This window comes from Streptomyces sp. NPDC050548 (assembly GCF_044457385.1).
GTDB lineage: Bacteria > Actinomycetota > Actinomycetes > Streptomycetales > Streptomycetaceae > Streptomyces.
The window spans coordinates 128,439-154,476 of the sequence record NZ_JBITGV010000017.1 but is presented as its reverse complement, the minus strand read 5'-3'; the positions used below and the strand labels follow the sequence as shown (position 1 = coordinate 154,476).

At 65.3% G+C, this 26,038-nt stretch carries 30 protein-coding genes and 1 tRNA gene; 26 read left to right on the top strand and 5 right to left on the bottom strand.

Going from position 1 to position 26,038, the window contains the following annotated elements; translation table 11 throughout:
- Positions 1–274 precede the first annotated feature (274 nt).
- A complete protein-coding gene (locus ACIBJH_RS37145) occupies positions 275–586 on the bottom strand; it encodes a hypothetical protein (RefSeq protein ID WP_019073223.1) in 312 nt (103 codons plus the stop codon).
- 371 nt (positions 587–957) lie between these two features.
- Here ACIBJH_RS37145 and ACIBJH_RS37140 point away from each other — a divergent pair, with 371 nt between their 5' ends.
- On the top strand, positions 958–1,848 hold the full coding sequence (locus ACIBJH_RS37140; protein ID WP_399121355.1) for a bifunctional DNA primase/polymerase: 891 nt from the start codon (positions 958–960) through the stop codon (positions 1,846–1,848).
- A gap of 587 nt (positions 1,849–2,435) precedes the next feature.
- Positions 2,436–3,191 (top strand): DUF5131 family protein, encoded by a 756-nt coding sequence (locus ACIBJH_RS37135; protein WP_399121354.1) that lies wholly within the window; start codon positions 2,436–2,438, stop codon positions 3,189–3,191.
- A 2-nt stretch (positions 3,192–3,193) separates the two neighbouring features.
- Here the strand turns inward: ACIBJH_RS37135 and ACIBJH_RS37130 are convergent, their stop codons facing one another.
- Both ACIBJH_RS37130 and ACIBJH_RS37125 read right to left on the bottom strand, forming a co-directional pair.
- On the bottom strand, positions 3,194–4,285 hold the full coding sequence (locus ACIBJH_RS37130) for a three-Cys-motif partner protein TcmP (RefSeq protein WP_399121353.1): 1,092 nt from the start codon (positions 4,283–4,285) through the stop codon (positions 3,194–3,196).
- Between the two features lie 273 nt (positions 4,286–4,558).
- Positions 4,559–5,377 carry a class I SAM-dependent methyltransferase gene (locus tag ACIBJH_RS37125; protein ID WP_399121352.1) on the bottom strand — a complete coding sequence of 273 codons (819 nt, stop codon included), beginning with the start codon at positions 5,375–5,377 and terminating at the stop codon, positions 4,559–4,561.
- A gap of 61 nt (positions 5,378–5,438) precedes the next feature.
- Here ACIBJH_RS37125 and ACIBJH_RS37120 point away from each other — a divergent pair, with 61 nt between their 5' ends.
- From ACIBJH_RS37120 to ACIBJH_RS37050, 15 genes are all read left to right on the top strand, one after another.
- Positions 5,439–6,155, top strand: coding sequence for a GntR family transcriptional regulator (locus tag ACIBJH_RS37120; protein ID WP_328829787.1), 717 nt, complete (start codon positions 5,439–5,441; stop codon positions 6,153–6,155).
- 469 nt (positions 6,156–6,624) lie between these two features.
- Positions 6,625–6,876 (top strand): DUF6284 family protein, encoded by a 252-nt coding sequence (locus ACIBJH_RS37115; protein ID WP_399121351.1) that lies wholly within the window; start codon positions 6,625–6,627, stop codon positions 6,874–6,876.
- Positions 6,876–7,157 carry a DUF6303 family protein gene (locus ACIBJH_RS37110; RefSeq protein WP_399121350.1) on the top strand — a complete coding sequence of 94 codons (282 nt, stop codon included), beginning with the start codon at positions 6,876–6,878 and terminating at the stop codon, positions 7,155–7,157. Before ACIBJH_RS37115 ends, ACIBJH_RS37110 begins: the two co-directional genes overlap by 1 nt.
- Positions 7,154–8,098, top strand: coding sequence for a DUF2637 domain-containing protein (locus ACIBJH_RS37105; protein ID WP_399121349.1), 945 nt, complete (start codon positions 7,154–7,156; stop codon positions 8,096–8,098). The genes ACIBJH_RS37110 and ACIBJH_RS37105 overlap by 4 nt, the downstream gene beginning before the upstream one ends.
- On the top strand, positions 8,098–8,481 hold the full coding sequence (locus ACIBJH_RS37100) for an RRQRL motif-containing zinc-binding protein (protein ID WP_399121348.1): 384 nt from the start codon (positions 8,098–8,100) through the stop codon (positions 8,479–8,481). The genes ACIBJH_RS37105 and ACIBJH_RS37100 overlap by 1 nt, the downstream gene beginning before the upstream one ends.
- A gap of 28 nt (positions 8,482–8,509) precedes the next feature.
- Positions 8,510–9,001, top strand: coding sequence for a hypothetical protein (locus ACIBJH_RS37095; RefSeq protein ID WP_399121347.1), 492 nt, complete (start codon positions 8,510–8,512; stop codon positions 8,999–9,001).
- 18 nt (positions 9,002–9,019) lie between these two features.
- Positions 9,020–9,562 (top strand): plasmid transfer protein TraA, encoded by a 543-nt coding sequence (gene traA / locus ACIBJH_RS37090; protein ID WP_399121346.1) that lies wholly within the window; start codon positions 9,020–9,022, stop codon positions 9,560–9,562.
- A 14-nt stretch (positions 9,563–9,576) separates the two neighbouring features.
- Positions 9,577–11,625, top strand: a complete 2,049-nt coding sequence (gene traB / locus ACIBJH_RS37085) for a plasmid transfer protein TraB (protein ID WP_399121345.1) — start codon at positions 9,577–9,579, stop codon at positions 11,623–11,625.
- Positions 11,626–11,796: 171 nt separating this feature from the next.
- Entirely contained in the window at positions 11,797–12,102 is a 306-nt protein-coding gene (locus ACIBJH_RS37080; protein ID WP_399121344.1) for a hypothetical protein, read from the top strand.
- An 89-nt stretch (positions 12,103–12,191) separates the two neighbouring features.
- Complete coding sequence (locus ACIBJH_RS37075; RefSeq protein WP_399121343.1) at positions 12,192–12,932, top strand: DNA methylase; 741 nt, start codon at positions 12,192–12,194, stop codon at positions 12,930–12,932.
- Positions 12,929–13,831, top strand: coding sequence for a bifunctional DNA primase/polymerase (locus ACIBJH_RS37070; RefSeq protein WP_399121342.1), 903 nt, complete (start codon positions 12,929–12,931; stop codon positions 13,829–13,831). The genes ACIBJH_RS37075 and ACIBJH_RS37070 overlap by 4 nt, the downstream gene beginning before the upstream one ends.
- An 83-nt stretch (positions 13,832–13,914) precedes the next feature.
- Positions 13,915–14,256, top strand: coding sequence for a hypothetical protein (locus tag ACIBJH_RS37065; protein WP_399121341.1), 342 nt, complete (start codon positions 13,915–13,917; stop codon positions 14,254–14,256).
- Positions 14,253–15,500: a DUF3631 domain-containing protein gene (locus tag ACIBJH_RS37060; RefSeq protein ID WP_399121340.1), complete on the top strand. Its 1,248-nt coding sequence runs from the start codon at positions 14,253–14,255 to the stop codon at positions 15,498–15,500. The genes ACIBJH_RS37065 and ACIBJH_RS37060 overlap by 4 nt, the downstream gene beginning before the upstream one ends.
- Before the next feature lie 155 nt (positions 15,501–15,655).
- A complete protein-coding gene (locus ACIBJH_RS37055; protein ID WP_399121339.1) occupies positions 15,656–15,844 on the top strand; it encodes a helix-turn-helix transcriptional regulator in 189 nt (62 codons plus the stop codon).
- A gap of 62 nt (positions 15,845–15,906) precedes the next feature.
- Positions 15,907–17,316: a tyrosine-type recombinase/integrase gene (locus ACIBJH_RS37050; RefSeq protein WP_399121338.1), complete on the top strand. Its 1,410-nt coding sequence runs from the start codon at positions 15,907–15,909 to the stop codon at positions 17,314–17,316.
- 146 nt (positions 17,317–17,462) lie between these two features.
- Here the strand turns inward: ACIBJH_RS37050 and ACIBJH_RS37045 are convergent.
- Positions 17,463–17,549: transfer RNA gene (locus ACIBJH_RS37045), tRNA-Ser, on the bottom strand.
- Between the two features lie 672 nt (positions 17,550–18,221).
- Here ACIBJH_RS37045 and ACIBJH_RS37040 point away from each other — a divergent pair.
- The 6 genes from ACIBJH_RS37040 to ACIBJH_RS37015 all read left to right on the top strand — a co-directional run bounded on the left by ACIBJH_RS37040 (position 18,222) and on the right by ACIBJH_RS37015 (position 22,815).
- Positions 18,222–18,644 carry a hypothetical protein gene (locus ACIBJH_RS37040; RefSeq protein WP_399121337.1) on the top strand — a complete coding sequence of 141 codons (423 nt, stop codon included), beginning with the start codon at positions 18,222–18,224 and terminating at the stop codon, positions 18,642–18,644.
- Between the two features lie 383 nt (positions 18,645–19,027).
- On the top strand, positions 19,028–20,005 hold the full coding sequence (locus tag ACIBJH_RS37035) for a hypothetical protein (RefSeq protein WP_399121336.1): 978 nt from the start codon (positions 19,028–19,030) through the stop codon (positions 20,003–20,005).
- A gap of 50 nt (positions 20,006–20,055) precedes the next feature.
- Positions 20,056–20,583 carry a hypothetical protein gene (locus ACIBJH_RS37030; protein WP_399121335.1) on the top strand — a complete coding sequence of 176 codons (528 nt, stop codon included), beginning with the start codon at positions 20,056–20,058 and terminating at the stop codon, positions 20,581–20,583.
- Entirely contained in the window at positions 20,580–21,323 is a 744-nt protein-coding gene (locus tag ACIBJH_RS37025) for an ATP-binding cassette domain-containing protein (protein WP_399121334.1), read from the top strand. Before ACIBJH_RS37030 ends, ACIBJH_RS37025 begins: the two co-directional genes overlap by 4 nt.
- A gap of 142 nt (positions 21,324–21,465) precedes the next feature.
- Positions 21,466–22,092 (top strand): CDP-alcohol phosphatidyltransferase family protein, encoded by a 627-nt coding sequence (locus ACIBJH_RS37020; RefSeq protein WP_399121333.1) that lies wholly within the window; start codon positions 21,466–21,468, stop codon positions 22,090–22,092.
- Positions 22,093–22,281: 189 nt separating this feature from the next.
- On the top strand, positions 22,282–22,815 hold the full coding sequence (locus ACIBJH_RS37015; protein WP_399121332.1) for an NUDIX hydrolase: 534 nt from the start codon (positions 22,282–22,284) through the stop codon (positions 22,813–22,815).
- Here ACIBJH_RS37015 and ACIBJH_RS37010 read toward each other — a convergent pair.
- The gene (locus ACIBJH_RS37010) at positions 22,793–24,133 is read right to left on the bottom strand and encodes a hypothetical protein (protein ID WP_399121331.1); all 1,341 of its coding nucleotides are present in this window, start codon (positions 24,131–24,133) and stop codon (positions 22,793–22,795) included. The genes ACIBJH_RS37015 and ACIBJH_RS37010 overlap by 23 nt on opposite strands.
- A gap of 113 nt (positions 24,134–24,246) precedes the next feature.
- Between ACIBJH_RS37010 and ACIBJH_RS37005 the strand changes: the two genes are divergently transcribed.
- The 3 genes from ACIBJH_RS37005 (at position 24,247) to ACIBJH_RS36995 (ending at position 26,036) form a co-directional block, all read left to right on the top strand.
- Positions 24,247–24,489 carry a hypothetical protein gene (locus ACIBJH_RS37005; protein WP_093628014.1) on the top strand — a complete coding sequence of 81 codons (243 nt, stop codon included), beginning with the start codon at positions 24,247–24,249 and terminating at the stop codon, positions 24,487–24,489.
- 195 nt (positions 24,490–24,684) lie between these two features.
- On the top strand, positions 24,685–25,128 hold the full coding sequence (locus tag ACIBJH_RS37000; protein ID WP_093628013.1) for a hypothetical protein: 444 nt from the start codon (positions 24,685–24,687) through the stop codon (positions 25,126–25,128).
- A gap of 71 nt (positions 25,129–25,199) precedes the next feature.
- Positions 25,200–26,036, top strand: coding sequence for a protein kinase (locus ACIBJH_RS36995; RefSeq protein ID WP_399121330.1), 837 nt, complete (start codon positions 25,200–25,202; stop codon positions 26,034–26,036).
- Positions 26,037–26,038 lie beyond the last annotated feature (2 nt).

Below are 26,038 nucleotides of genomic sequence, written 5' to 3'. Positions count from 1 at the left end.
GACCTCCGTGTCGTCGTAGTCCTACGGACGATGGTTTCTGACTGTCCGTCAGATGCCGTGGACTGTCAAGGTCGTTCCCGCACGGTCCCGTTGCCGACCGGGCACGCGCGTGGCGCACGAGAACGTCCGCGCGGGAGGCCTGCCCGCATACGGAAAAACGTCTGCGCGGTGGCACCGAAGCACCACCGCGCAGACGCGCTACGACCCCACAGAGCACACCTCACACACCCTCAGACGCCCCCACGCATCCCCGCGCGGGAGTCGTCGGGCGCGGCTACCAGAAGTTGGCGAAGTTGACGGCGACGTTCGAGTTTCCCTGGTTGATGGCGGTGAACGCGGATCCGTTGACCTGGGCGGTGTTGCTCTGGTTCGAGGCCCCGGAGCCGACCGCCTGCTGCTGCGTGGTGGACGAGTTGCCCTTGTTGTCGTGCCCGACCCCGCTGCCGCTGACGGTCGCCACACCCGCGTTCGATCCGTTGCCCGCGATGGCGCCGTTGTCCGCCGCCGCGACGCCGGTGAAGAGGGCGGCTGCCAGCGGGAGGGCGGAGACGGCGGCGATGAGGCGGGCGGTACGGATGCTTGCCATGTTGTTCCTCCAGAACAGAGTGCGGAGCGGCTTCCAAGCCGAACGCACATGAACTACGGCTTTCAAGTACGGCTGCTACCAGGGCAGTTGGCCGACCACCCCGGTGTGGTGCACGACGTCGCAGGACCAGAGTTGCCCACCGAATCCCCGGCGAACCAGGCCGGAAGCGTTTATTCCCCCTGAAGCGTGATGACAAGTCGATAAACCCCTTTGACTGCTCCAAAGCCGCAGTTGAGGGCTGTTCGGACATCCCACCCCGGGCGGCGCATGAGGCGAAGCGTTCCGCCACATTCCCCGCCGAACGCCGCACCCCGGGCGCGCCATCGCCGCCCCCTCTTCCCTTTTTCGAACACCCGTACGAACATGGAGTCATGGCCACCATCGACCGGCAGGCCACCACGCTGGCCCTCGCACACGCCCTGTCAGCCGCCGAACGCGGACTGGCCGTGATCCCCCTGTCCCGAACAAAACTCCCGGCCCTGCGCTCACCGCACCGCGACGACACCGACCTGGTGGGTGCGGCAGGCACCGTAGGACCGCCCTGCCACGGCGAGTGCGGACTCCTCGGCCACGGCGTCTACGACGCCTCGACCGACCCGTCCCGCATCCGCGAACTGTTCGCCGCCGCCCCCTGGGCCACCGGCTACGGCATCGCGTGCGGACTGCCGCCGCACCACCTGATCGGCATCGACCTCGACACCAAATCCGGTACGGACTCGTCCTCCGCCCTGCGCGAACTGGCCCTCCGCCACCTGTTCACGATCCCCGAGACCGTGGTCGTCCTGACCCCCAGCGGCGGCCGGCACCTCTGGCTCACCGGCCCGCCCGACGTCGTCGTCCCCAATTCCGCGAGCCGACTCGCCCCCGGCATCGACATCCGCGGCGCCGGCGGCTACCTCGTCGGCCCCGGCTCCCGCACCGAACACGGCTTCTACGGCGCCGCCCCCGCCACCGCCCACCTGGCCCCGGCCCCCTGCCCACCGTCCCTCCTACGCCTGCTCCTCCCCCCACCCCGCACCAACCACCCCACCCCCACCTCGACCGGCCAACACGGCCAGGGCCTCGTCCAGTTCGTCCTCGCGGCCCACGAGGGCCAACGCAACACCCGCCTCTTCTGGGCAGCCTGCCGCGCCTACGAGAACGACATCGGCCCGGCACTCGTCGAGCCCCTGATCGAGGCCGCCCTGGGCACGGGGCTCTCCGAGCGGGAGGCCCGGGCGACGATCGCTTCGGCGGCGCGGATGACGGGGCGGCGGGCATGACACCGGTGCGCGGCACCTGAAGGCCGACACGAGTAAGGGGCGCCCTCAATTGAGGACGCCCCTTACCAACACCGCGGTGGGTGTGGGATTTGAACCCACGGTGACATCGCTGCCACGACGGTTTTCAAGAGCGTCGCGCTGGGCCGTTCCTCAAGATGTCTGAGCTGGCAAAATGCTGAATCAGCTAGCTCTCCAATGCCTGTTGGCCCACATATGGCCCACGGCGAGCTGATCCGCAGGCGCCCAATGGCGACTACGGCTCGTCTGCCGCCCGACCTACCAGGCGAGGCAGCTCGCGGACGGTCTTGAGCCCTTCCACCTCACCCTGGCCGCCACAGCCACCTGGGGACGGACGGCCGGTGGTCGGTCTGGACCTCCCGCCACCACCGGTTGATCGCCCCTGTCCGCCACACCACCGGCAAACGAACTGAGTGACACGACGGACACTTGGCGAAGCGCAAGCGATGTGCCACCTGTACAGGTACTGCGCCAACTACTCACCATCAATCGTTTCTTGAGTGCTCCTCAAACGTTGAGGATGAGAGACAATAAGGAGCAAGCCCAGACGCTAGGAGAGTGGAGCCGAAATGGCCGATCGAAGCACAATCGAGTGGACAGAAGCCACTTGGAACCCAACTACGGGGTGCGATCGAATCTCAAAGGGCTGTGACAATTGTTATGCCCTCGTGTTGGCGAAGCGTTTGAAAGCAATGGGTTCACCGAAGTATCAGAATGACGGGGATCCGCGCACATCTGGACCTGGATTCGGCCTTACGATCCATAATCAGGCGTTGGGGATTCCATACACATGGAAAGCCCCGAGGACTGTTTTTGTCAACTCGATGTCGGATCTATTTCACGCCAGGGTTCCCGTTTCCTATGTCAAAGATATCTTTGACGTGATGCGGGATACCCCTCAGCACACCTATCAAATCTTGACCAAGCGCTCCCGGAGAATGCGAAAATTGGGAGACCAGCTTGACTGGCCCTCTAACGTCTGGATGGGCGTGACGGTGGAGAGTGCCGAGTTCAATTGGCGCATCAAGGATCTCCGTGAGACCCCTGCAAATATTCGCTTCCTATCCTGCGAGCCATTGCTTGGGCCTCTCGGCGCCATAGATCTCGAAGGTATTGGATGGGTTATCGCTGGGGGCGAGTCCGGAAAGGGGCATCGGCCAATTGACGAGCGCTGGATCACAGAACTGCGTGATCAATGCATCGATACACAAGTCCCATTCTTCTTCAAGCAGTGGGGCGGAGTAAAACCCAAGTCAGGAGGTCGGATCCTGCAAGGGCGAACTTGGGACGAGTACCCGGACGTTAAGCCCCGAGTCGCGGTGTGAGGTCAGAGGAATGTCACCAAAGTACCGGCTGGGAAACCACTCCGCCCTGGGCGCTCGACCTGGATAAGCCCTTCCTTCTCCAGTGGAGTGAGAACAGGCTTGCGGAGATGCGTTTTCCTGTACGGCGTGTGTACCAATGTGTATTGCTCAATCTCCGCTATGGGCACACGTCTACCTTTGTACCGCGCAAGCAAAGCTTGACGCAATGGCTCAGTATTGACGGCCTCTTCAGTGAAGAGCACGTCCTGACCGGCGAGCCTGTCTGAAAATCGGAATCCTCCGCCAGGATCCACCTTCCACATGGCGTCTTTCATCAGTTCAACGCCTTTGACTTCTCGCGTCCCGTGGAACAGGTAGTAGGCGATGTGGCCGGTCTTATTGATCATTGCGAATGATTGGACATATCGGAACTTGCAGACTTCGGAGAGCTGTCGTTCATAGAGGTCATGCAGGAACTGCTGTCGACTCTGCGCAGCTCCGGCATTCTTGTACTCAGAAGTGCCAAAAAGCTCATCCAGGTGATGGTCTACGTTTCCCGCTGTTGCGAAGCGGTTCACATAGTCAACCATATAGTTCACAAACAACTCGCAGCTTGTGAACGACAGCAGATCCGCGAGAACTCGCATAGGTAGGCCCGAGAAGCCGAACGGGTCTACGAAGGCGAAAGTGGGCGCCAGGCGCTTTTTCTGTCCACGCAGGTACTCAATGAGGCTCGTCGCCGTCTCCGAAAACTCGGAGTGGATCAGTTGGATCTTTACATTTTCCGGCCAAGGCTGATGCGCCTCTTTAAAACCGGCGATCTGCTCGGTAAGGCTATCGAAACGATCCCTCTTCGCCTCGCAGAAAAAGAAAAGAAATTCGCACTCCATTTTGCTGAAGTAGCTATGCGTCAGCAAGGTTTCCAAAGCAATCAGAGGAGACCCCGGCTCACCCGAGTCATAGCGCCCCGGCCCTGCGAAGCCATCCAGGAAAACGATTCTGCCGTTATACGAGGACAGGACGGGAAACCATCCACCCAGGTAATGTTTCAGTAGGTCATGCTTGGCCTTGGTGTGCGGGTCAAGCGGCCAAACGGTGGTCTTTGGTGCTGCCACGTATCCCCCTCGGACAGGCATCAGCTCGGCAGTATTATGGTTCCCAGTCGCAGAAAAATGCACGCCATGTGCAGAAAAAAGCGCAGCCAGTTGCCAAACCGTCTGAATGTTCGAATCAAGGGCGAGGCATGATCCGTACCCGTTCAAGCTCGTTCATTCCGTGCGCCTGGGCAGCGCGTGAGGCATCGCGGACGGTGGGTGGAGCGAATGAGACGGAATCTGAGACGGAACCGAACCGCGCTGAGCTGCGCAGACGCATGCTCTGGCCTGCTTTCACATGAGGTCGCTCGTAGGGGCACGCCCCACCGCGAGCAGGTGTGAGCTAGCGGCGAGCAGCTCCGGATACGGTTCGGCCATCCTTGCGGCAGCAACGGCAGAGGCGATCAGGTCGTCGGTGGGGCCGTCACCGGGTTGCTGTTCGACGGCCTTCACGAGTGACCATGCCGGGCCCTCGATCCCGAAGACTTGCACCTCGGTAAGCCCCGCCTCGCGAAGCTCGTCGGCAAGTTCCTCTGCTCGATGGAAGTACGCCAGGGTGAAGTGGGCGCCATCGTGCACCGCGGTGCGGAGAATCTTCGACACCGGCTCATACATGCGCTCGGTATGCAGGTGCGCGTACGTGACGTGCTCGAAAAGGGACGCGTAGCGGTTGATCGCTGCCGCGGCTACCAGCCCACCGGGCTTGACCACACGGCGCGCTTCGGCGAGCGCTCGCCGGCGGTCGTCAGCGTCGGGCAGGTGGTAGAGCGGGCCGAGTAGCTGGACCACGTCGTAACTGTCGTCAGCCGCTTCCAGTACTCGCGCATCCCCCAGCGACGCCGCACAGATCGCAGATGCCTGCTCAACGTGGCGGGGAATGGGATCGACCAAAGAGACCGCGTACCCGTCCTTCACCAACCACTCTGCATGCACGCCGGTCCCACCTCCAACGTCCAGCACACTCGCGGGCGTTGGCGGAAGGAAGCGACGTAGAAGCTCCTTGGTTCGGGCCAGCTCAAGACGGCCATCCGCTGAGCGATGCAGGCGCCTGCTCTCGTCCACGGTCTCGCCGTAGAAGCGCAGAACGGAAGGAGCCAATCCGAGATTCGACATAGTGGCAGTATGCTGTGTACCGGTGGACCAGTCCAGCAAGGAGACAGCAAGAGAGGCAGTCATGGCGCTACTGAAGTATGAGGAGATCGCGGAGTCGCTACGCGCCCGCATCGCCGCCGGCGAGTTCGCGCCAGGCGAGACCGTGCCATCCGGGCGTGACCTGGCAGAACAATGGTCGGTCTCCCGCGCGACCGCCATCAAGGCGATGGACGTGCTGCGCAACGATGGAGTTGTCGTGGCCAAGCAGGGGACAGGCTTCGTGGTGACGGAAACCCCCGTCGCGCGGCCGGCGGGCGCACGGCGGGCAGGTTCCGCCCGCGTCACCGGCGGCATGCCCTTCCTACGTGTCGGTGAGCCGGATTGGGCAGAGCCACCCGCGCGGGTGGCTGCCGTCTTGGGCATGGACTCGGGCGTCACCACGCTGCGACGCATCCGAATCCTCCAGCTCCCGGACGGGAGTCCCCACAGCTACGCGGAAGCGTGGTTCCCTCCCGAGATCGCAGAAGCCTCCCCCCGGCTGGCGCAGACCGCGCCCATCCCGGAGGGAACAACTCGGTATGTACGTCGGCAGACTGGCCGCTTCCCCGCAGAGGGGGTGGATGTGACTACGGTCCGCCTGGCAACCGAGTCTGAAGTCCTTCACCTCGGACTGTCCGGAGCAACGGCGGTCGCCGTGGTTCTGCACACCGCGTACGACCAAGAGGGCCGTCCGCTCGTGTGCGAGGAGGGGGTCACGCCTTCCCCTCACTTCGAACAGGTGGAGACCTATGCGATGTAGGCCAGAGTGAGCCGTAAGAGAGCTGGACCGGTCCTCCGGTCCAGCTTTTTTCTTTTTTTTCCGGCCTCTGAACTGCACAGATGACCAATTCGCAGCACGCGCAGGGGAGTTGACGCTTGACTGGACCGGTCCACCGGTCCAGTCTATGGATGTGCCCGGAGGAAAGCCCGCAGGGGTGAGTACGAAGGAAGCGCAAATTGATTGAAAACTGAACAGATGGGCCCCGTCTCCCCGAGTCGAAAAGACGGCCGCGCGGCCTGGCCCGCGCACGTTTCTCAACTTCCGCAGTGCCTGCATGGCGCTGCGGTCGGTTGCCTCCTCTGCCCGTCCGGCCCGCACCGTGTGCGGTGGTCGTACGGGCGGGGTCGCAGGGAGCCGGAGTGTTCCGACTTCAACGGCGCGCGGCCCCGGGTGGCTAGACCCGGGGCCGCTGTTCGGGCCGTTCACCCCTACGTGAGGACTACGACCCATGAAGCACATCGTCACTGTTCAGGAAGCTGTTACCGCGTTCGCCGCCTGGATGGAACCGACCGACGCGGAACTGGACGCGATCGACTCCGAGATGCCGCTCATCGCGGCCGAGGTCGAGTTGCTGGACGTCCGTATCGCCCTGCTCGACCGCACGCCCACCATGCTGGATCGGCGGCGCGTCCGCCGTGCCGGCAACAAGGTGCTCGCGGCCCGTGCGGCGCTGGCCAACTCGCTTGACGAGGTGGCCTGATGGAGCAGGAGTTCACGGCGCAGGTGTCCGTCCGTGACGGGCGCTGGCGTCTGTACGTGGTCCTGCTGAACACCACCGAACGGTGGCCCGACTACTTGTTCACGCGCACCATCCCGACGTTCACAGACCGCCTGCGGGCGCTCCTCGTGCTCGGCTTCGAGCCGGTACCGGGCGCGCGGTGGGAGTGGACCGAGGACAGCGAGATCCCCGACGACCTCACCTCGCCCGTCGTGCTGATCGCCGCGATCAAGGTGCGTTCATGGACGGGGGCGGTCGCATGAACGCCGCTCAGATCCGTTCAGCAGAGCGCGCGTTGTCGGTCGGCACGTGGCTGATCGTCATGGGCGCCATGCTCTACTCGATCCTCACCGTCACACCGCTCGCTGCCGACCACACCCCGGCTGAGTGGGCGTGGACGGCGCCGATCCTGCCCCTGGTGACCGACGCCGCGGTCGTCATCGTGGTCCGTCTGGACGCTGTGCTCGCCCGCCTCGGGGGACACGGCGGGCGGTGGCCGATCGTCCTGCGCTGGATGACCGGCTGCATGACCCTGGCTCTCAACGTCGCGGACTCCGCGCTGAACAGGGACCTGGTGGGCGTGGCCGTGCATGCGGTCGCACCTTTGCTGCTGATCGTCACCGCCGAAACCGGGCTCGCCTACCGGCGCGCCATCGCGGTCGCGGTGAACGAGCTTGAACAGCGCCAGCAGGCCCAACGCGAAGCCCGCGAGCAGGCAATGACCGAGCGGCGCGAGACGGCCGCGCGGCTGGCCCGGGAGGAGCGCGAGCACACGGCGCTGCTGGCGCGTGAACAGCGTGAGCACGAAGCCCGCCTGATCCACGAACAAGCCGAACGTGAAGAGCGGGCCCGTCGTGAGGAACGCGAGCACACCATGGCCCGCGAGCAGGCCGACCGAGCCGAGCGTGAACGTACAGAGCGCGAGCGTGAACAGCAGCAGCGGGAGCGTGAACGCCGTGAGCGCGAGCAGGCTGCGCGCCGCGAGCAGGAGCGGGCCGCGCTGCTGACGGCCGGTCCGGCTGCGGAGAAGGTACCCGAGGAGCGGGCCCGCGCCACGGTGCTGGCCGCGTTCGAGGCAGGCCTTCCGTTGCGGGCCGCTGCCGATTTGTGCGGCTGGTCGGTCGGCTGGGTCTCCGCCCGTTACCAGGAACTACGCGAGCAGGACCCCGCCCGCGAGTACGAGTCGGTTGAGGTGGCGGCCTGATGTCCGCGGCCTGGGGCAAGTGCTTCGACCCGAACGGCGCCCGCTACGGGATACCCACCTTCCCCTGGCGCTGCGTCCCCGACGGCTACGCCACCCGCCGCCAGTTACGGGCCCGCGGTCTGCGCCCCGGCGGCCAGCAGGTCGCCGCGCAGGCCTTGCGCCCGCGCTACCGGCGCGGCCCGCTGGTCGCCTACTTCTACAGGCTCGACCACGCCAAGCCCGTCCGGCCCATGACGCCGGCCAAACGGGCCGCGCTCGCCAAAGCCAATCTCGCCCGCCGCACCTGCCCGCAGTGCCGCGCGGATGCCGGCTACGTCATCCCCGCCTCGCTCGGAGTGTGCGTGCCCTGCGCCTACCCCGAAGACGAACAACGCGCCGCCTGAACACCCCTACTGTCCTGGGAGTTTCGCTGTGTCCAGCCGTACCCGAGCCCGCGGCACCGCCGGGGTTCACACCGTCCGTATCCCGCACCAGCGCGGGCGCCGTTCCGCGCAGCCGTTCGTCGTGGTCGTGCCCGAACGCCCCTCGCTCACCCGCGAGGCACTGACCGCGATCGGCGGTCTGCTGTGGCGCTTCCGCCGCCCGCTGGCCCCCACTGGCCTGGCCCTGCTCGCGTGGCCGCTGACCGCGATCCTGCACGCGATCGCCTGGTGGTCGGGCCTGCTGCTCGCCCCCGCCGCCCTCGCCCCCGTGCTCTGGGTGCTGGTCATGCAGCGCCGCCGCCCGGCCCGCAGCTCCGTGCTGGGCTGGCGCGTCGGCCTGGCCCTGCTCGCCACGGTCACCGCCGCGTGGACCGCGTTCGCCGCCGGGTTCGGCCCGTTGGCCGGTCCGCTGCCGCTGTTCTGGCTGCTCACCTGGCTCATCACGCAGACCGCTTGGCTCATCGTCCGCCGCTCCCACTGACCTGAGGAGACACCTCTGATGGCAACCCCTCCCCGCCACGCCAAGGGCGCTCCGGGCGCCGGCGCCAACGGCTCCCAGACCAAAGGCCCCGTCAACAAGACCAAGAAGTTCGGTGCCACCTTCGCGCCCGGCTTCACCATCAACGTCAACCAAGGCGGCCAGACAGTCGCCGCCGGCGGCGGCACCGGTCGCGGCGGTGGCCGCGCCGAATCCCTGCTGCCCGCACCGGAGTTCACCTCCCCCGCGCAGGTCCGCAACTACTGCAACACCCTGCGCGCCGCCGGCGTCACCCTCTCCATCGAGGTCGCCATGGCCGCGGAGATCCTCAAGAGCGTGCTGGCCGTGGTGCCGGACCCGGAGGGACGGCCGTTCGGCTCCCGCTCCCGTGCCAACAAGGTGGCCCGCAAGATGCAGAAGTCCGCCGACGCGCTGCGGGACGCCGCGAAGAACGCCGCGGCCACCTACTCCATCTTCCAGCAGCAGTACGAGGAAGAGATCAACCGCGTCCGCCACCGCGCCCGCAAGCCGCAACAGCCCGTCATCAACTGGGCACAGCAGTAAGGGAGTTGAATCTGATGGCTGAGCGCAACCAACAGCAGCAGCTCGCCGAGCTGCTCGAAGTACAGCTCCAGGGCGGCTCGGACGCCGGCGGGGTCGGCAAGTACCTCCTTCACCGGGCCAAGCCCCACCTGCCCCCGTGGCTCGCCTGGGGTGGCACCGGCCTGGCCGGCGTCCTCGGCAACACCCGGTGGGACGGGAGCGCCGCCGCCGGCGTCGGCCTCACCCTCGCGTCGGTGGCGTTGACCGGGGCGACCTGGTGGGCGGGACGGTCGACGAGCCAGCAACGGCAGTTGCACTCAGCCATCACGGTGGCCTGCGGTTCTGCCTGGCTCACCGCCGCCTGCCTCGCCGGACCCACCGCCGGGCCGATCGACGACCTGTATCTGATGGCGGGCCCGGCGCTGGCTCTGTCGTGGAACATTCGCATGGTCCTGCGCCACAACCCCGACGCGACCGGCCAGAGTGCCGACAAGGGCCTGCTGGAGAAGGTCGGCCTGGCGCGGGCGCAGATGGGTGCGGCGAAGGTGGAACCCAACCGGGTCACCGCCCCCGTCGCGCTGGAAGCCGGCGTGCAGACCAACGACGACATGGCCAAAGCGCTGGGGAACATCGCGTCCGCACTGGACCTGCCGACCTCCGCAGTCCGCTACACCCCCGACCCGGGCTCCGCACGGCGCGGCGAACTGGTCATCGTGCCCGAAGACATGCTCGCTGAGGTTGTCGAGTGGGCGGGCCCCTCCAACCTGGGTGGATCGATCGCGGATCCGCTGGTCATCGGGCGGTACGACGACGGTTCCCTGTTGGTGATGTGGCTTCCGGGTGACCCGGACGCGGGCCGCAACTCCACGCACGGCCTGGTCGCGGGCCAGTCCGGTTCCGGCAAGGGCGATGCGGCCCTGAACCTGCTCACGGAGATCCTCTCCCGCAGGGACGTCATCGTCTGGTTCTCCGACCCCAAGGCCTTCCAGGACTTCGGGACCCTGCGCCCCGGTCTCGACTGGGCAGTTGAGGGCGGTACGTCCACGGAGGTCATGGTCGCGGCTGTCGAGGCCGTCATCCCGGCTCGTACGCGCTGGCTGGGTGCGCACGGCTACCGGCAGTGGGTCCCCGCCGCGGCACAGGTCCAGAACAGCCGAGAGCACACCTGCCACACGGATGGCAGCGCGTGCGGGTGCGCAGGGATGCCGTTCCTGGTGGCCTGGTTCGAGGAGGCCGCGAACACCCTGCGGGCGCTGGGGGACGACGCGTTCACCGGCATCGCGCAGGAAGCCCGGTCGGCCGGTGTCTCGCTGATCGTGTCGCTTCAGCGTCCGTCCTACGACCAGATGTCGACCAGCACCCGCGCCTCCCTCCCGTCCGTGATCGCGCTGGGCTGCGACGCGCGGGACGAGGGGTTCGTGCTGCCCGACGAGGTCCTGGCCGCGGGCGCCCACCCGGGCGCGTGGGCCAACCGGCGCCCTGGCTACTGCTACGTCGTTTCGCCGGGCATCCCGGAGGACCGCTATGCCGCCCCGGGTCGTACCCGCCGCTTCACCCACCGGGCGGTGCCGGTCATGGAACTGCTCGCGACCTGGGCACAGCGCAACGGCGCCAGTGCCGACCCCATCACCGCCGGCGCCGCCTCCAGCATCGCCGGACGCGCCTACACCGGCCGCACCACCCCCGGCACCGAGCAGACGACGCCGCTGCGGGCCGTCGACGAGGAGGACGACGACATGGAACAGAACAGCCTGCTCGTCGACCCGGAGGACGCACACATCGACCCGGAGGCCGAACTCCCTGACCCGGAGCAAGGCGACGACGCCCCGATCTTCGGACAGGAGACCGGCCGTAAGCCGTCCCCGGCAGAGGCGCGGCGGCTGTTCGCGGACGCGCTCACGGAGTTCGAGTCGACCGGACAGATGATCGTCGGCCCGAAGGACTTCATGGACTGGTGCGACCGCCACAGCCTCTCCCGCCCCTGGGTGTCCGAACGCCTCAAGGAGGCCGCGCTAGAAGGCCGGTTGGAGGCGACGAACACCACCGGCCGGTGGCGGATCGTGCCCGTCCTGACAGCAGCCTGACACCTGACACCGTCACGCCCCTCTGACACCCAAAACCCTAGGCAGACCGGGTGTCAGAAACGCGTGACGCCCCCCTCGTGACACCCCTGACGCCCCCGCCTGACACCCACCCCGCGCACGCCCCCGCCCACAGGTGGTGCGGGCCCGCGGCACACCCGAAGGGAGCCAGAAGTGAGTCAGCACCTCCCGCCCGGCCAGATGGCCCCGCACATCCCCGCCCACCTCTACCACCACGCCCAGGCCACCGGACAACCCGTCGTCATCGTCGTCACTTCCACCACCCCGCCCGGCTTCCCGTGGCAGAAGCTACTGATCCCGTTCGCGATCGCCGGCGCTGCCGCGCTCGGCACGTGGGGGGTGGTCGCCGCGCTGTGCTGGCTGATGGATGTCGCCTCGCACACCGCAACCGTCATCGCCGGCGCGGCCGGGCCGGTCGGCGCCGGCGGCATCACGATCAAGCTCTTCTCCAAGAAGTAGCTACGCCAAGGGCGGCCCCCTCGTCTCGCCAAAGTCGCGGGGCCGCCCTTGTCAGCCAGTCACCCATCAAGGAACTGGAGACATCCAGCATGACCCATCGACCCGACATCGGGCGATTGCTCGCCCTGCTCGAACCCGTCCGTGTGCTCGACGCGTTCTCCTGCATCGGCGGCGCCACCACCGGCTACCGGCGCGCGTTCGTCAACTGCCACATCACCGGCGTCGACAAGGAAGCCCAACCCGACTACCGGGGCGACGCCTTCCACCAGGGCGACGCGATCGACTTCATCCGCGCCCACGGGCACGAGTTCGACTTCATCCACGCCTCACCGCCCTGCCAGGGCGAGGGCGCCCCCACCAAGGGCACCAACAAGGCGCGCAACGCCGCGATCGGCCGCACCTACCCCCGCCTCATCGCCCCCACGCGCGCCGCCCTGGAGACCACGGGCCGGCCGTACGTGATCGAGAACGTGCCCGGCTCCGAGGTCCGCAAGGACATCCGATTGTGCGGGGAACAGTTCGGACTCGCCGTGCTCATGCACCGCTACTTCGAACTCGGAGGCTGGACGGCCGTGCACCCGGCCCACCCCAAGCACCGGGGCTACGTGCGCGGTTGGCGCCACGGCGTCTACCGCGAGGGCCCGTACGTCGCCGCGTACGGCGAGGGTGGCGGCAAGGCCACCGTGGAGGAGATCCGCGCGGCCAAGGGCATCGACTGGTCCACCGATCATCTGCGTCTGCGGGAGGCTCTGCCGCCCGCCTACACGGAATGGATCGGCCGCGCCTTCCTCGCCGCCGTGCCCGTGCTTGAGCTGGGAGCCGCGGCGTGAGCACGCATCTGCTGAACGCCGCACTGGCCGCTGCTGAGCGCGGTTGGCACGTATTCCCCCTGCGTCCCGGGACCAAGCGGCCCGCGCTGCACGGGGCCGACCGGTGCAAGCTCACCGGAGACTGCGCCAACGGACACCTGAAGTGGCAGGAGCGGGCAACCGTCGACCCGCACCGCATCACGCTGTGCTGGGAGAACAGTCCCGCCAACATCGGCCTCGCGACCGGCCCCTCCGGGCTGATCGTCCTCGACCTGGACGTACCCAAGAACCAGGACAACGGCAACAGCAGTGCGGACACGCCTGACGGCGCGACAACCTTCAAGGCGCTCTGCGAGCGCACCGGACACTCCGTCCCCCGCACCCGCACGACCCGGACCGCGAGCGGCGGACAGCACCTGTACTTCGCCGCGCCGGCCGGTGTCCGGCTGGGCAACACCGCGGGCACCCTCGCGCCCCTGGTCGACACCCGGGCATGGGGCGGGTACGTCGTCGCCGCCGGCAGCATCACCCCCGACGGCTCGTACGAGACGGTGCATGACATCGCCCCGGTACCCCTGCCGGGGTGGTTGTTGGAGTTGTTGCAACCGGCCCCTGCGCGCGTCATGACGCCGTTGCGGTTGCCCGCGGTCGACGGCAGCCGCGCGGCCCTGGCCGCGCTGGAAGCCGAATGCGCGGTCGTCACGGCAGCTCCGGACAAGCAGGGCAACATCACGCTCAACCGGTGCGCGTTCAAGGTGGGGCGGTTCGTCGCGTGGGGCGACCTTCCCCGGCACGTGGCAGAGGACGCCTTCCAAGCGGCTGGAGAGGCCCGGGGACTCACCGCTGCGGAATGCCGGAGCACGATCCGCAGCGCTTTGGACAGTTCCCTGCGCAAGGTCCGGCCCCGGGAGAGGGCATGAACACCCCTCCCCGTCTCCGCTTGGAAGGCCAACCGGTGGCGAGCGGCCCGCACTCCGCCCAACCGGCTGTACCCGGGCCGGTCGTGGGCGAGCCGAAGGTCGCCGCCCGTCAGGGCGTCACTTCAGCTCTTCGTCCTGAGCAGTTCCGCAGCAATGAGGCACGCCACAGCACGCTCGACCCGACACCGGACCAGCCCGGGATCCGCATCTACGCCCCGCCGCTCTACCGGCATCACAAGGACGGCGCCCGCTGGTCCACCCGCCCAGGCGACACCCCCAACGCCGCCTACGCCTGCCCCTGCGGACAGACCGCCACCGCCACCGGAGCACCGAAGGTGGCCGCTCTGGCAGCCGAGTACACCGCGCACAAGTCCGCCTGCTCCGGGACACCCGCATCTCTGCCCGAAAGGAGGGCCGCCGCATGACCGAGATCATCGACGGGGCCGCACTGCTGGACGAGGTGGAAGCCTTCCACCGTCGCTTCAACGTCTTCCCCACCGAACACGCCTACGTCGCGGTCGCGTTGTGGGACGCCCACGCGCACCTGATGGACGCACTGGACGGCACCGCCCGCATCGCCTTCCTCAGCCCCGAACCCGGCTCCGGGAAGTCCCGCGCCCTGGAGATCATCGAAACCCTCACCCCGCGCGCCGCGACCACCGTCAACGCGTCCGCGAACGCTCTGTTCCGGCTCGTCTCCGCAGACGAGGGCACCCCGACACTGCTCTTCGACGAGATCGACACCGTGTTCGGGCCCAAAGCCGGCGGCAACGAGGAAGTCCGCGGGTTCCTCAACTCTGGCTACCGGCGCGGCGCCAAGTCCCTGCGCTGCATCGGCGAAGGATCCGACCAGAAGGCAGGGTTCCTCCCGTCGTTCTGCGCGGTCGCCATGGCCGGACTCGGCTCCCTCCCGGACACGATCATGACCCGCTCGGTCATCATCCGCATGCGCAAGAAGGCACCCAACGAGAAGTGCGAGCCCTACCGGCGCCGCATCCACGAGAAGCAGGGACACGTCCTGCGGGACCGGCTCGCGGACTGGACCGCCACCCTGCACGACCAGGTCGCCGAAGCCTGGCCCGAGATGCCCGAGGGCGTCGTCGACCGGCCGGCCGACGTGTGGGAGCCGCTCCTCGCGGTCGCCGACGCGGCCGGCGGGCACTGGCCCGAGCGCGCTCGCACAGCCTGCATCGCGCTCATCAAGGCCGCTTCCCAGGGCGACCAAGCCTCCCTCGGGGTGCGCTTGCTGACCGATCTGCGCGACAAGGTGTTCTGCGGAGTGGACCGGATGCCCACCGCGGCCATCCTCGAAGTTCTCCTCGGCCTGGACGACGCTCCCTGGTCCGACATGAGCGAGGACGGGCAGAGCGCCAAGCCGCTCACCGCGCGCGGGCTGTCGAAGCTCCTGAGCCAGTACGTGCGCCCTGACATCACCCCCATCAAGCCGCGCGGAATCCGGGTCGGCGCCACGACCCCGAAGGGCTACTACGCGGAAGACCTCGCCGACGCGTGGATGCGCTACTGCCCCCCGGACCCCCAGAAGTCCGCAACATCCGCAACGTCCGCAACACCGCAGGTCAACGGGGGTGAATCTGTGGCGGACACCCCTTCCGAGACCCGCCACATGTTCGCGGAATCCGACACACGCCAACTCCGCATCGCCGGCTGACCAGCGCGCATCCATAGGTCCCGCCGCACCGCGGTGCGGCGGGACCTATCCGCAACAGAAACGGCATCCGCCACAGATTCAAGCCGCTGACCAGCAATGTTGCGGCGTGGCGGATGTTGCGGATCCCTCAGAAGGCAGAGACGAGGAGTCGCAACGTGGCACGCCCCGAAAAGCTCAAGCTCCCCGAAGTTCTTGCAGAGATCAAGATGAGCCGCGCCGCCTTCTACCGCATGCGCGCCCGCGGCCAAGCTCCCCGCATCCACAAACTGCCCAACGGCCATCTCCGCGTCAACCGCACAGACCTCGACGCCTGGTGGGCGCGGTGTGAGGACAACGCCGCGTAGCTCACCGCCAACCGACCGAGGGGCCCGCCGTTCTGGTGGGCCCCTCTCCTCATGGGAGAGAAATGCTCACGTACGACGTCGACGTCTGGTCCATCCGCAAGCGCGTGGGACGTCCGAAGCCCTACGAACTGCGCTGGCGCGTCGGGGCACGGCCGCACTCCAAGAGCTTCAAACTCAAGCCGCAGGCGGACGGTCGCCGTTCAGAGCTGATGACCGCGCTTCGGGAGCGCGAGCAGTTCGACGAGGACACGGGTCTGCCTGCACGAGAGTTGGCCGTGCGTGACTCGCCCACCTGGTACGACCACGCCACGGCGTACGCGCTCATGAAGTGGCCACGCGCTGCCGCCAAGCACCGCGCCGGCATCGCCGAGGCGCTCGCCGTTGTCATCCCGACTCTGGTCACGACGACTCGGGGCGCACCGGACTCCAAGACCTTGCGGGCCGCCCTCTACCAGTGGGCGTTCCGCGCGGTGCTGGGGCCGGACGGCAAACTGACCCCACGCCATACCGCAGAGGAGCCGCCGCCAGAGATCCGATCAGCCTTGTCCTGGCTCTCCGGGCACTCAATGAAGGTCAAGGCACTGGAAGATCCCGCGCTTCTACGACCCGCCCTCGAAGCTCTCTCACGCCGCATGGACGGCCGGAAGGCCGCGGAGAACACCGCCCGGCGGAAGCGCATGGTGCTGAGCAACTTCCTCCGGTACACGGTGGAAGAGAAAGGACTCCTGTCCGCCAACCCCCTCTTGCGCGTCGACTGGACGCCACCAGAGACGGATGACGAGATCGACTTCCGGTATGTGCCCGGCCCGGCACTGGCCCGCTCGTTCATCACAGCCGTGCGCGACTCGGGGGCGCGGGGGCAGCACCTTGAAGCGTTCTTCGGGTGCCTGTACTACGCCGCGATGCGCCCCGCCGAGATCGCCTCGTTGAAGGCTTCGGACTGCACCCTGCCCCCGGCGACCGAGGAAGCTGCGGAGCAGTGGGGGGAACTGCTGCTCGGGGAGAGTCGCCCGGAAGTCGGGGGAGGCTGGACGGATGACGGCGCATCATACGAGGCACGCAGCCTCAAGCGTCGGGCCCGTGGGGCGACTCGGTCCGTGCCGATTCCGCCGATCCTCGTACGGATGCTGCGGGACCACATCGCGGCCTACGGGACCGCCCCGGACGGTCGTCTCTTCCGCGCCGCGCGGGGTGGTCGTGTCCGGTCTACCGAGTACTGCGACCTGTGGGAGGCCGCTCGCGCTTCGGTGCTGTCGAAGAAGGACGCGGCAACTTCCCTCGCGGAAGTGCCGTACTCGCTCCGTCATGCCGGGGTCTCCCTGTGGATCAAATCGGGAGTGGACCCAGTGGAAGTCGCGCGTCGGGCCGGCCACAGCATCGCCGTGCTGTTCCGCTTCTACGCCAAGATCCTCCGGGGCGAGCAGTCCCGCTCCAACCAGCTCATCGCGCAGGAGCTGAACAAGGGCGGGTAAGCGGGCCCACCTTGGCCCACAGATGGCCCATACGCACTGGTCAACCGTGGGACAGAGGCGGAACGGGGTGAGACAAGGTGCACGCAGAAGGGGCGCCCTCGCGAACGTGGGCGCCCCTTCTGACCTGCAAGGCTTCTGACCTGCTGCGGTGGGTGTGGGATTTGAACCCACGGTGACATCGCTGCCACGACGGTTTTCAAGACCGTTCCCTTAGGCCGCTCGGGCAACCCACCTGCGCACGCGCCCACCAGGGACGGAGCGGGTACAGCGTACCTGCCCCCGACCTTGCATGAGGTTCATGGTCCACACAGGGTCCACCGGCTCAGTTTCCCGACTCCGGCCCAGTCGCATGAGGCCCTTCGTCGAGCGAGAGTCTGCGACCGCCAGCCGCTGAAGATGCAAGACGCTCACCACCTGAACCTCGGACTCAACCAGGTGCAGTCCGCGAAGCACGCTCGAATAAGAGTCACGCGCGACGCTCGCATGGGAGTCACCCCCGGAAGGGTTTCTAACCCCGCCCACTAATTAAGTAGCGAGCGCGGCCTCGTGCGGGCAGCGTGCGAGTCTGGCAGCCCGGCTGACCGGGGCGCCGGCTGCCGAGAGCTAGGCCAAACCCTGACGCGCGATTTTGCGTGATCCAAATCACACCTTTACATTCCGTTGCTGACAGCGACCGCGCCCGAGTTCCAGCTCACGCTAAATACGGCGAATCGGACCCGCGCGAAACGGAACAGAACATTCTGTAGCGACCCCAGGACGGCATACTAAATCACCTGTGAGTAACCTGTGGCGTCGAGATGCGCCAGAATATACGGTCGTAAGCGCTTGCCGTGAGCATGTCCCATAATTGCGCTTTCGGTGAGGACGCAAGGTCAACACACGTCCCATCAATCGTAGGGAGCTATATGCGCAAGTCGCGAATAGCAGTTGTCCTCGGAATGACTTCTGCAGCGATTTTCATCGCCGCTCCGGGGGCCAGCGCGACAATTCACAATCTCGGGTCTTTTGGGGGCGGACCCGGTTACAACTCGTCTCACTGGGACGACGAAAGCTACACGCAGATCTACTTCGACTACTGCCAGTCGAATCAAGGCGCACCCAACAAGAGTCTCGTAATCGAGCTGAGAGAAGATGTCGCCGGATTCCCCGATCACAGCTGGGGGTCGAAGACATTCACCAAGTGCTTCAGCAGCTTCGGAAGCAATGGTGAGTGGACCGGGCTGAACCAGGGCGGTTACTTCTTCCGCATCAACAAAATTGATGACGGTGCGGGAAGCGGCTTCTACGTATACGGAAACTCGTACATTGACACAACCAAGGCCGACTGACCTCGATCGGTTCTGATACAGGGGGCGTTCCGTCACGGAACGCCCCCTGCACTCGATCGAGTGTTCCCTTTGTCACTCTCAGGAGATCTCTCTTGAAAATTCTCGCACGATTTCGAAGCAGTAGCGCCCTTTGGGCATCCCCGGTATGTCTAGCGATTCCCCTGTACTACCTCTACGCGAGCGGCGGAGCCATATCCGGCCAAACTCTTGACTACGCACCTACGGTAATTTCGCGAGCCCTGGAAGTCGCGTACGCGTTCGCTTATGCCTTCGCCTCCGGTCTGGCCGCCTGGGAGAGCGCGGGACTAAGAAAGTGCGGCATTTGGGACCTTGGCCCGTACCGATCGAGATATCGGGTAGCAGCGAATACACTGCTACCGGTAGTGACCCTATCCTGGTCAATGCTAATTTTGCCGGCATCTCTGGCCCTCGCCCAAACAGGAACTCTTCCAACAATCGACGCGCTGCGACCATTGATGCTGGGCATGATTTTGTGTGTTGTCCACGCCGTGATCGGCTTCAGCGTCGGCCTGTACGTCCCACGGCTGATTGCCGCCCCTCTCATGGTGACGGCAGTTTGGGTTCTAGTATCGTTCTCATGGTCGACCGAGCCATTCTGGCTTCGGCACGTATCTGGCCAATACCCCACAACGTTGATGTTCGGCGAGGCGGCGAGCATCAAATCTCTGACTCCGCATTTGCTCTTCAGTGGCGGAATTGCTGTTGGCGTCGCCGTTATGTGGATTCCGGTCCGGTCTAGGACTATTCGTTTCACTCTGGCGTCAACTGTCGCGATCATTGGCGTTATAAGCGGCCAAAGCATGGCCAGCGGATGGAATTACAATCCTCCACTACTCGCAGATCGGGCAGATATGACATGCACAGGGAAATCACCGAAAGTGTGCATGCCTGCAGTGACTGCATCTGGCCTCCCAAGAGCCTATAAGGAGGCAGAATCAGTACTCCAGAGCTTTCAAAATATTGGGGTCAAGGTGGACCCCGCGGTCATCACAGACCAGATCGCTGACGGCAGGTATCCTCGCCCATCTACGGACAAGGTCTGGCGCGTGGGTCTTACGCGCGGCGTCCAGAGCGGCGATGTGCGATACAGGCTTACCGTGGCCGCGGTTCATTTTCCCTGCTCGGATCCCGACCTCAAAACGAGCAGGGAAGTGATGCTTTGGGCGGCAGAGGTGACCGGTCAAGTAGAGTCAGAGCGAAAGCGAGTTGCTCAGGAGCAGCCCTTTTCCGACGAGAACGAAGTCAACAATGAAGTCCGAAGGGTGTTGAACTCACCGAAAGCTGAACAAGCCGACTGGTTCACGCAAAGCTTGAGCAAGGCATGCGGCAGGGGCGCATGAGGTGGTGGGTAAAGACGCGACGGGCTCATACTGCTCTACCAGCGTCTTTGATGGCATTCCTCATCATGGCGGTTGTCATCCAGGACTCCTTGGCTGCTCTTCCCTCTGTCACCAATAATGTAGACCCGGTTCCGCTGATGCTCTTCGTTCCACTTCCACTGGTAATAGGTCTGATGTACTGCCTTGATTCCCGTTTGGATGGGCCGGAGATCTCCTCCTTCCGCCGGGTACGTTTGCTGGACGTCGGAATGGTTCTCGTGACTGTGGCGATCGTAGAAGCCATCTCTCTCATTCTGGGCCATCTACTTCACTCCGCACAGATGACAACAACTGGGCGCAATACCGCATTTCTGGTCGGAATGATGCTTTTCGTGCGCGCCCTGGTCGGCCAACCTGCGGTTCTGGCACCGGTTGTTTGGGTAGTGATTGTTTTGCTGTTTGGCTTCCAGATCGGCAATGAGCCTTACGCCTGGACAATTCTCCCCCAAGCCTCAAACTCCCTTGCCGCTGGGACAATTTCCATCGCCGTGCTCGCCGTTGGTATCGGAGCCCAAATTTACAGTAGGAAGGTCACATGAGCCTGAATTTCACATCCTGCACCTATAAATACAAGCGCTGGTACAGGCCCGTCTTGGATGATTTCAGTTATGTACTCCAGGACGGACTAACCGTACTCCTCGGCCCCAATGGTGCAGGAAAATCAACCATATTGAAACTCGGTGCAGGAGTGATTCACCCGCACATTGGTGCGGTAACGCTTGACAGTATTCGATCCACGGTCGCAATCTATCGCCGTAATGTGGCATGGCTACCTCAAACTGTTGTCCCCATGCCTGGGCTTACCGCGCGCGAATACGTCGCATATATCGGCTGGCTCAAAGGTATGAGTCGCCGAGAGTCATGGGATCGTGCAGCCCAAGCTCTTGGACGGGTCAATCTTGGCGCGGAGTCGAATAACAAGACCACCCGCCTTTCTGGCGGTCAGCTGCGACGAGTCGGAGTAGCTGGTGCGCTCGTCCATGATGCCCGTGTAATACTCCTCGACGAACCCACGGCGGGAATGGACCCTCATCAGCGCCGCATATTTCGTGATGTGGTCGGTAGTTTGATCGAAGACGTGAAGATTTTGATATCCACGCACGACGTAGTGGATCTAGTTGAGGAAGCACAGCATGTCACCGTCGTGAATGGTGGGCGAATCCTGCACACGGGCAGTACGGCAGAGTTCCTTGATAGGACACCTGAGGGTACGGTCCTGGGACGTGCCGCAGAAGGCGCGTACTCGGAGATATTGCAGGAAGCCGACCTGTCACGTTAATCTACCTATCTCTCGCCCAACAGGGAGGCCACATGATTTAGCGGCGCTCAATAAATGCAGGGGACCCCGGTCTCGTAGATCTTTGCTGGACGGTAGGTGCCCAGAATATCGTGAGCGAGCCTGATAAAATATGGAGCATCAAATGAGGATGCTGACCGCTGGCGGACGATTCGGCCGGATTTTCACTATTCCGAATGTTCTTAGTATGGCACGCCTTTCCGGTGTCCCGATATTTCTCTGGCTGATCCTATGGCCCGAATTTGGTGGCCCAGGACACGATGGCTGGGCGTTTCTCATTCTGGCTTTCAGTGGCGTCTCTGACTATCTGGATGGAAAGCTGGCGCGTCGCTGGAATCAGGTATCCAACTTGGGTCGTATTCTCGACCCAGCTGCAGACCGCCTGTATATCGCCTCGACTCTGATCGGTCTCACCTGGAGAGGAATCCTGCCTCTGTGGCTGAGTGCTCTGCTCGTTTCCCGTGAACTGTTCCTTGGGGTAGCGGTGATCGTCTTGCGGCGATATGGCTACCCCCCACCACAGGTGAACTTCCTAGGTAAAGCAGCCACCTTGAACCTGATGTTCGCCTTTCCTCTTCTTTTGCTTGGCAATGGGAACATCGGCCACTGGGAGTGGGCATCAATTCTGGGCTGGGCTTTTGCAGGATGGGGTACAGTTTTGTACTGGTGGGCTGGCGGACTTTATGTGATTCAAGTCCGCCAAATCATTCAACGGAGTACACTCTGCGGGCGAGACGCGGCAACCGCGTGAAGATGGGCAGATCAGAAGGCCAGATGATCCCGCCTGGACATCTACCCGGAAGGTTCCTGGGTCCAGCACTGGCTTCCCTCTTCCATGCATGCCGCCAGCGCCATTTCGTCAAACTGACACGATTAGGTGATCGTGCCACCTCTCCCAGATCGATCTGAGATCCTGGAGTTCGATCGAGAGGGGCCAGGTATGGAATGGAAGACCCACGGTGAGCGACAGATCTACACCAACAAGTGGGTGAACCTCTGTCTCGTTGACGTCCAGCAGCCTGACGGGCGGAGGTGGGAATACCACGTCGTTCGCCTGCGGCACCTGGCCGTGGCCGCCGTCGTCAACGAACGCCAAGAGGTCCTGATGATGTGGCGGCACCGCTTCATCACAGACTCGTGGGCCTGGGAGTTGCCCATGGGCCTGGTCGAGGAGAACGAGACTCCGGAGGAGGCGGCGGCCCGCGAAGTCCTTGAGGAAACCGGCTGGCGCCCTGGCCCCATCAAGCCCCTGATCTACGCCGAGCCGGCCAACGGCATCACCGACTCACAGCACCACGTCTTCCGCGCGGACGGCGCTACCTACGCCGGACCGCCCACGGAGAAGAACGAGTCCGACCGCATCGAGTGGATCCCCCTCTCAGAGGTGCGGGGCATGATCGACCGCAAGGAGATCGTGAGCAGCGGCTCACTCGTCGGCCTGCTCTACCTGCTCATGGACGAAGCGATGCGCTGACCGGTGGGAGGAGTTCCCGTAGCCGTGCCTCGAAGGCCAGGGCTACGGGCTCCTGCCTGTGTGGGGCCAACTGGTCGTAGAACTCCCTGAGATGGCCCGAGACTCGCTCGGAGCCAACTGCCGACGCTGGCTCCAGTGCTTGTGTGGCGGTGTGGCACGCCTGCTCAAGCTTGCCCTGGTCCAACTGCGTGCGAGCCAGCCAGAACGAGTGAAATGCCCGGCCGCGTTGGTTGGTGTGGGCCTCGCGCCGCAATGCATCCGCGATCAACGGTTCCGCAGTCGCGGCTTCGCCCAGTCGGCCGTGAGCAATCCCCGTGTCCACGATCAGCTTCGTCTCGTCGAAGTACGTCACCCATGACGGATCCGGGTTGCTCGCCTGGATCTGCTCGAAATGGCGGTGCGCTTCCCCGATCGCCCGGTGAGTCGAGTCTCGGTTGCCGAGCGTGGCGTGAGCGAAGGCTTCGCGCATCGACAGCATGGACTGGACACGCGGGGTGGTGTCGAGCGCTGAGCGGGCCTGGTCCTGGGCGGCGGTCACGAGGGCCAGAGAGTCCGCAGGCTTGTCCTGATAGGTGCCCTGCAAGCTCATGCAGGCAAGCACGTTGGCCATGAACTGGCGGTCGTCGATCTCCTTGGCCAGTTGCAACGCCTCGGTGAAGTACGCGCGGGCTTGGTTGTACTGACGGGCGTCGAAGTAGGTCCAGCCGGTGAGGCGGGCCAGTTCGGCCGCGATTCCGTACAGGCCCTGCTGGATGGACGGCGGGCGGTTCTCCTTCAAGAGTCCGACCACATGGCGGAGTTGGCCAACGATGGCCGGCCTCAGAGCCTCGCCTCCGTGCTGGTCGTCCCGTCGCCAGTAGTCCTCGATGGACGAGCGAAAAGCTTCAAGTGTGGCCGCGCTCAGGCTCGTTCGCGTGGCCAGCGCCAAGATGCTGTCCACATCAGGGCCAGGCAGAGACGCGGGGGTCTGCTGCTCGGGCTCCTGTGCCTGGGGAGGTTCTCGCTCCGTGACCACGAGGGCTTGAGGCGTCTCCCACTCGCGACGCGCGAGCCCAAGCATGTGCCCTGGGATGCGCAGGCCGTCCGCGATGCGCTCGACGACGTCCATGTGCTGCAACTGGCGTTGCCCTGCGATCACTTCGCCGACCCGACTGGGTGTCAGCTCACAGCGCCTGGCGATCATCGACGGGTAGATGCCCGCCTTGGTCTTCACCAGTCGGAAGACCCTGGCGAAGTCCCGCACTCGGCAGGCGTTGATCATCTCGGGATCGGTGAGCAGCCTGGCGGGCAGTTCCTGCGGCCGGTCTGCGTCGGGCATTGGCAAGCTCCCACACTGCGAGGGCTACGCAACGTCGCTGATTCTCTACTTCCCGCGATATTACCCAAGTTGGGTAATCAGCCTGACCTTTTGGCGCGGGCCCCCTGATCGCGATGCTCCTTCACATGGCGAGCAACCAGCAGACCAGACCAGGCATCGGTGAACTGGCGAAGGACAGCGCCCGAGACCGGATCGGCGTCGTCATGGGTGAGGTCGGCGGTCGGGTGCAGATAAGGCCGATCGGCGGAGGCACGGAATGGGACGCCATGCCGGACAACGTGGTGGCGCCGAGTCCACGAGAGGAACTCAGCGCACGTTTGGCCATCAAGAACGGCAACAGTCGGGATGGGCTGTGACGCGCGCTATCAGCCGATACGCAGGAGTCCTGTTCGTGATCATGATCAGCGGCTCGTGCGGCCTGGTGATCGGCATGGCTCTCGCCATGGGCCAGTAGACCGGCCGCCCCGGACGGGCGCCAACTCCCCGTTCCCCCTTGCCCGTTCGGGGCCGGCCATCCAACCCACGCACCGCCACACACAAGGAGTACTCGCATGACGACAACGGCGAACGATCGGAAGACCGGTCGCGCGGTGGCTGGTGAGGAGCTGTTCGAGAGCCTCGCCCACTTCGTGGTCGTCCACAACGGGCAGTCGCCCCAGCGCGCCGAACGCATCGCGGACCAGGCGGTCGCCTTCCTGGTCACCGCAGCCACGGCCACCGTTCCCATGGTTCCGTCGGACGACGTCGACCTCGGCCTGCACGCGCTCATCCTGCACACGAGGGAGTACGCGAAGCTGTGCGACCGGTACGCGGGCCGCTTCCTCCACCACAATCCGAAGCCGGGTGGCGGGGGCCGCGACCCGGAGAAGGTAGTCACCTCGGCACGTGCCATGAAGGCCGCCGGGTTCATGGTCTTCGACGACCTTTGGACCGTGGGCGGCAGGAACCTCGCGCAGTGCGACTCGGACTGTGGCCGACCGTACGGTCAGGCGTAGCACCCACCACATCAGCGTCGCGGCCGGCCTCACTCGTGGTCGGCCGCGTTCGCCTGGAAGGAGAACAGACGTTGTCCGCGTCACCCCCTGAACTGCCGATCGTGGTGCTCGACGCGCTCATGCCCACGACCCAGCGCCTGGTGCTCAACCGCCGGGGCTCCATGGTCTGGGAGGTTCAGAGCCATCGGGGTCACTACGCCGTGAAGGTCGGCTATCCGATCGAGGCCACTGCCGACTGGTCCGCCCAGCCCTGGACCGCCCTCGCACCCGCCCGCGAGGGGGCCGTGCTGCATCGCCTCGGCTTCGTCGACTTCGCGTACGGCGAGTGGGAGCAAGGGACTTGGAACTTCCAGCCGTGGCACGAGGGGCCGGATCTGTACCAACTGTGGGAGCCGTGCCGTCGGCCTGGCTCGTCCATCGCTCCGCATATCAGCGTGGCGGCGAGTTGCGTCCAGGCGTTGGCCGAACTCCACGCCAAGGGCTGGGCGCACGGTGATGTGCAGCCCGCCCACTTCATCATCGGGCCGGAGCAAACCCACCTCATCGACCTCGCCCTTGCCCAAGGCGGCAACGTGCCCGAGGGCTACGACTTCCCGTTCCACGGCTGCCTCGTCCACTACGAGGCACCGGAGATCGCCCGGAGCGTGCTCGCCACCGGTGAAGCCGAGCCGACCGAGGAAGCCGACATCTACGCGCTCGGCGCCTCCCTGCTCATCTCTGCCACCGGCTGGCGGGCGATGGAGTACCCGGACGAGGCTCCCCGCTCAGTACAGAGAGAGGCAGTGGCGAATGGTCGGCGCCGGCTAGTGAAGGTACGCGGTGAACTGGGCGAGCTGGTCGACGCGATGCTCAGCCCCGCACCAGCGGACCGACCCACCATCTACGAGGTGGGCAAAGCCCTGAACTGATC

Excerpts from the sequence above, each read along its gene's own strand:
- ACIBJH_RS37145 (WP_019073223.1), bottom strand. The coding sequence starts at position 586 with ATGGCAAGCATCCGTACCGCCCGCCTCATCGCCGCCGTCTCCGCCCTC.
- ACIBJH_RS37140 (WP_399121355.1), top strand. The coding sequence starts at position 958 with ATGGCCACCATCGACCGGCAGGCCACCACGCTGGCCCTCGCACACGCC.
- ACIBJH_RS37135 (WP_399121354.1), top strand. The coding sequence starts at position 2,436 with ATGGCCGATCGAAGCACAATCGAGTGGACAGAAGCCACTTGGAACCCA.
- ACIBJH_RS37125 (WP_399121352.1), bottom strand. The coding sequence starts at position 5,377 with ATGTCGAATCTCGGATTGGCTCCTTCCGTTCTGCGCTTCTACGGCGAG.
- ACIBJH_RS37120 (WP_328829787.1), top strand. The coding sequence starts at position 5,439 with ATGGCGCTACTGAAGTATGAGGAGATCGCGGAGTCGCTACGCGCCCGC.
- ACIBJH_RS37115 (WP_399121351.1), top strand. The coding sequence starts at position 6,625 with ATGAAGCACATCGTCACTGTTCAGGAAGCTGTTACCGCGTTCGCCGCC.
- ACIBJH_RS37110 (WP_399121350.1), top strand. The coding sequence starts at position 6,876 with ATGGAGCAGGAGTTCACGGCGCAGGTGTCCGTCCGTGACGGGCGCTGG.
- ACIBJH_RS37105 (WP_399121349.1), top strand. The coding sequence starts at position 7,154 with ATGAACGCCGCTCAGATCCGTTCAGCAGAGCGCGCGTTGTCGGTCGGC.
- ACIBJH_RS37100 (WP_399121348.1), top strand. The coding sequence starts at position 8,098 with ATGTCCGCGGCCTGGGGCAAGTGCTTCGACCCGAACGGCGCCCGCTAC.
- traA (WP_399121346.1), top strand. The coding sequence starts at position 9,020 with ATGGCAACCCCTCCCCGCCACGCCAAGGGCGCTCCGGGCGCCGGCGCC.
- traB (WP_399121345.1), top strand. The coding sequence starts at position 9,577 with ATGGCTGAGCGCAACCAACAGCAGCAGCTCGCCGAGCTGCTCGAAGTA.
- ACIBJH_RS37075 (WP_399121343.1), top strand. The coding sequence starts at position 12,192 with ATGACCCATCGACCCGACATCGGGCGATTGCTCGCCCTGCTCGAACCC.
- ACIBJH_RS37060 (WP_399121340.1), top strand. The coding sequence starts at position 14,253 with ATGACCGAGATCATCGACGGGGCCGCACTGCTGGACGAGGTGGAAGCC.
- ACIBJH_RS37050 (WP_399121338.1), top strand. The coding sequence starts at position 15,907 with ATGCTCACGTACGACGTCGACGTCTGGTCCATCCGCAAGCGCGTGGGA.
- ACIBJH_RS37040 (WP_399121337.1), top strand. The coding sequence starts at position 18,222 with ATGCGCAAGTCGCGAATAGCAGTTGTCCTCGGAATGACTTCTGCAGCG.
- ACIBJH_RS37030 (WP_399121335.1), top strand. The coding sequence starts at position 20,056 with ATGGCATTCCTCATCATGGCGGTTGTCATCCAGGACTCCTTGGCTGCT.
- ACIBJH_RS37025 (WP_399121334.1), top strand. The coding sequence starts at position 20,580 with ATGAGCCTGAATTTCACATCCTGCACCTATAAATACAAGCGCTGGTAC.
- ACIBJH_RS37020 (WP_399121333.1), top strand. The coding sequence starts at position 21,466 with ATGAGGATGCTGACCGCTGGCGGACGATTCGGCCGGATTTTCACTATT.
- ACIBJH_RS37015 (WP_399121332.1), top strand. The coding sequence starts at position 22,282 with ATGGAATGGAAGACCCACGGTGAGCGACAGATCTACACCAACAAGTGG.
- ACIBJH_RS37010 (WP_399121331.1), bottom strand. The coding sequence starts at position 24,133 with ATGCCCGACGCAGACCGGCCGCAGGAACTGCCCGCCAGGCTGCTCACC.
- ACIBJH_RS37005 (WP_093628014.1), top strand. The coding sequence starts at position 24,247 with ATGCTCCTTCACATGGCGAGCAACCAGCAGACCAGACCAGGCATCGGT.
- ACIBJH_RS37000 (WP_093628013.1), top strand. The coding sequence starts at position 24,685 with ATGACGACAACGGCGAACGATCGGAAGACCGGTCGCGCGGTGGCTGGT.